The following is a 3,342-nucleotide window of genomic DNA, read 5'->3' as shown; positions in this document are numbered from 1 at the left end:
CAGTCGGGAAATCCGTGCCAGAATCAGTTAAAAATACTACCACTTCGTTAATGGAAGTATTTAATCAATTTAGAATCCTCACTGCTGGCCATAATGGTGAATGGGGCGACCACTATATCAATAACTATCTCACCCAGTGGCATCTTGCTGAACTAAAACTACCATTGGGTCAAAACACATGGTTCCATGGTCGACCTGTTATGGTTTTACAAAACAACTATGAGCTTGGGCTATTTAATGGTGATATTGGTTTTTGCTTGCAGACCAGCAATGATAGAAGCCGACTAGAAGTGTTCTTTGAAAATAAGGCACAAGGCATTGCGGTCAATTTACTAAATGAAGAGGTTATTGCCACCGCATATGCGATGACCATTCATAAATCACAAGGGTCTGAGTTTGATCATGTAGCCGTTACTTTTGATAATAGTCATGCAAGATTATTGAGCAAAGAGCTTATCTATACAGCAGTGACTCGTGCTAAGAAACAAGTGACCATTTATAGTACCAAACACGCCCTAGAAAAAGCGGTTCAAACGCCAACTGAGCGCCATACAGGTTTGGCATTACAGTTTTCTAAGCTTTAATAGATAAGTATTACAGGACATGAAAGTACAGGATATAAAAAGGGGAATTAAAGTTGCATACCTTTGACAGTGTGCTAGATCATATCAATAAAATCATTTATGAGCCTCACCAATTCATTGTATCCTCAATTAAACAGGAGGCACAAAACTCTGAATACGCAGCAGGATTATTTACCTTATCATCTCGATCGGCTATTAAAACAGCTAGAGGTAGAGCTGCTAAGCAAACACCGAATAAAGTAGGGCAGTTCGTTACTTTTTGGGAAAAGGACGCCAAAGGCATTAATCAACCTTTCCAATATGATCAGTCACCAGACTTGTTAGTAATCACGACATTTAAAGACAATCATACATTTGGGCAGTTTGTTTTTCCGAAGTATATCTTACTGAGACATAATATCCTTCAGTCTCATTCTACAAAAGGTAAGATGGGCATAAGGGTCTATCCTAGCTGGGATAAGCCAACCAGTAATACTGCTGTAAAGACTCAGACTTGGCAACTCGATTATTTCTTCACGGTTACGGATACAGGCGTACTACCGACAGAAAAAATACGGGCATTGTATAGTCGGTGAACAACTAAACTGCTACGGCGTTACCCATCCTTAGATGTACTACTTGTACAATCTGCAGTCGGCTGCCTTGTACCCATTTTAGAGTACTTTGACTAGGGTCTGTTGAACATTCAAATGTGGTGCTGGCAGTCACTATTTTTTAGACAATATGCAGTGAAATTTTTGACGCCTAGTCATTCTAGGTTAAACAATTTCGCCATATATTGGCAGAAAATAGTACTGCCCTGAAAGGCTGATGCTAAAATCACCCCAAACGTTGTTGCAATCCTAGTTAAGGTCTCGACATTATCGTCGGCTTGCGCCTAGTTTGGTGCAATTTTAGCAATCAGCAGCCCTAATATTTGAATGTTCAACAGACCCTATATGAGTCATAAAATCTAAGCAATAAAAAAAGCATCCAATTTGGATGCTTTTTTAGGATTTAAATGTTTTCAGGCACTTAAATATAAGATTTAAACTTTGTTTTCTTTGATTGCATAGATACCTGGTAAGTGACGTAAGTAACCATGAAAATCCATACCACAGCCATAGACGTAACGGTCAGCAACGTTGATACCAACAAAATCAACGTCAAACCCTTCAACTTTACGATCGTGCTCTTTGTTGAGCAAAACGCAAGATTCAAGTGATAAAGGCTTTTCTTTACTCAACTCCTCGACCACTGCTTTTAAGGTGATGCCTTCATCAAAAATATCATCAATCAGCAATACGTGCTCACCTTCAATACTAACATCAGGCTTAAATTTCCAATCCAGCTCGTTAGTACCTTCGTTTTCACGATAACGTGTCGCGTGGATATAATGCATGCGATGATAGAAGGTCAGGTGTGTCAGTAGTTGGCCAGCTGGAATCAATCCACCGTTCATAACGACCATGACAATTGGGTTTAGACCAGCATAATGCAGATTAAGCTGAGCGGCCAAGCGTTCATAAGCAGCGGCTACTTCGATACTGCTGATAAGGCACTCTGAGTTGCGTAATGTTTTTTCAATTTCTTGGTTACTGATTTGGGTCATCGGGTGTGCCTTTGGTAAAAAGTGCCGCTTATTTTAGCAAATTTTAGTGAATTTGCCCAACGTCATGTGACTTTTGGGACAAAATTAATCCAGTTTTTAGGATTATTCTGGCTTTTCTATAATAAATGGGCGGTAATAATTGGCCAAACGGTTCAATGAGTCATCTGGTAGGTCAGGCAATAGCTTGTTAAGTGCCATACTCATGCCTTTATCAATCGCAGATTTGGCGACGGGTACGGATTTGCGTTTGATCATGCCTAGCTGCAATGTCTCAGAAAAACGACTGATAAATTGGGTCAATGTCTCTTCGTTCATGGTTTCGAGTGCTGTTTTAAATTTGGCTCTATCTACGTGATCAGGTGTGATGGCAGCAAAACCTTCGACGATGGTTTTTGCATCTGCTTCCGACAGTTTAAAGCCCACACGTTCGACCCCTTCATTATCGATGAACGTGGCGTGATCTCTTAGGAAGTTAAAACTCGGTAATACCTCTTTGTTATTTTCTTTACCCAGTAAGATGTTGAGCAAGGTATCTGTTGCACGCTCAATCGTTCCAACGACTTTACGCATAGAAGCTTGACGTTCAGGGTTTGGAATAATGTCTACCAAACCAACCAATAAACTGTCCGTCAAATCGCGAGCGGTTTGATGAGTCAAAGCATCACGATAAGGGTAATAGTCTACTTTCTCATTTGAAGCAACGACTTGTTCGGCTTCCTTCACCAATACTTTTAATTTATCTGAGGGTACGAATCCAAAATAATGTGCCATTGTACTTCCTTTATTCGTTGTTTTTGATGGTTGGCAGAGGTCTATCTATCATTCAATAAGTACTATTTTTACAGGATACTTGTCTAAATCTGTATCGAGTATTTACTCAATATTTATCACAATACATGTCAATTAATGACTTTTCCCCATTATACGATATAGAGTCTTTGACTAGGCCGTGTCTTTATTTCAAAAATGGTGGTGAAAATGAGAAATACAGGGCAAATAATATCGAGATATTAACCCGTCATTTGACGTTTTTTGGCAAAATACAGCCATTTTCAGTCTATTTAAATGACTATTGTTTGCGGAAATGCCCTAGTAATCCAATTAAAATCTCGCTATTATTTTCTTAATAATGGAGTGGGTTGCTCGCGGCACACTAATTTATCATAT

The 3,342-nt window shown here is 39.3% G+C and carries 4 protein-coding genes; 2 read left to right on the top strand and 2 right to left on the bottom strand.

From position 1 onward, the window contains the following. Positions 1 to 584, top strand: a 584-nt coding sequence (locus QL982_RS14185) for an ATP-binding domain-containing protein (protein ID WP_290190422.1), incomplete at its 5' end; no start/stop codon positions are given. A gap of 53 nt (positions 585 to 637) precedes the next feature. Continuing rightward, on the top strand, positions 638 to 1,159 hold the full coding sequence (locus tag QL982_RS14180) for a MepB family protein (RefSeq protein WP_290164756.1): 522 nt from the start codon (positions 638 to 640) through the stop codon (positions 1,157 to 1,159). 452 nt (positions 1,160 to 1,611) lie between these two features. On the opposite strand, the gene QL982_RS14175 is transcribed toward QL982_RS14180, so the two are convergent. Both QL982_RS14175 and QL982_RS14170 read right to left on the bottom strand, forming a co-directional pair. Then, entirely contained in the window at positions 1,612 to 2,175 is a 564-nt protein-coding gene (locus QL982_RS14175; RefSeq protein WP_290164757.1) for a hypoxanthine-guanine phosphoribosyltransferase, read from the bottom strand. Positions 2,176 to 2,277: 102 nt separating this feature from the next. Continuing rightward, positions 2,278 to 2,946, bottom strand: a complete 669-nt coding sequence (locus tag QL982_RS14170; protein WP_290190421.1) for a hypothetical protein — start codon at positions 2,944 to 2,946, stop codon at positions 2,278 to 2,280. Between the last annotated feature and the right edge of the window lie 396 nt (positions 2,947 to 3,342).

Source organism: Psychrobacter sp. 5A.1 (assembly GCF_030407455.1).
GTDB lineage: Bacteria > Pseudomonadota > Gammaproteobacteria > Pseudomonadales > Moraxellaceae > Psychrobacter.
Note: the sequence above shows the minus strand (reverse complement) of the source record. Positions and strands in the feature narration are given on the sequence as shown.

What these genes read in the sequence shown, in the direction of transcription:
- QL982_RS14175 (WP_290164757.1), bottom strand. Translation starts at nt 2,175, where the DNA reads ATGACCCAAATCAGTAACCAAGAAATTGAAAAAACATTACGCAACTCA.
- QL982_RS14170 (WP_290190421.1), bottom strand. Translation starts at nt 2,946, where the DNA reads ATGGCACATTATTTTGGATTCGTACCCTCAGATAAATTAAAAGTATTG.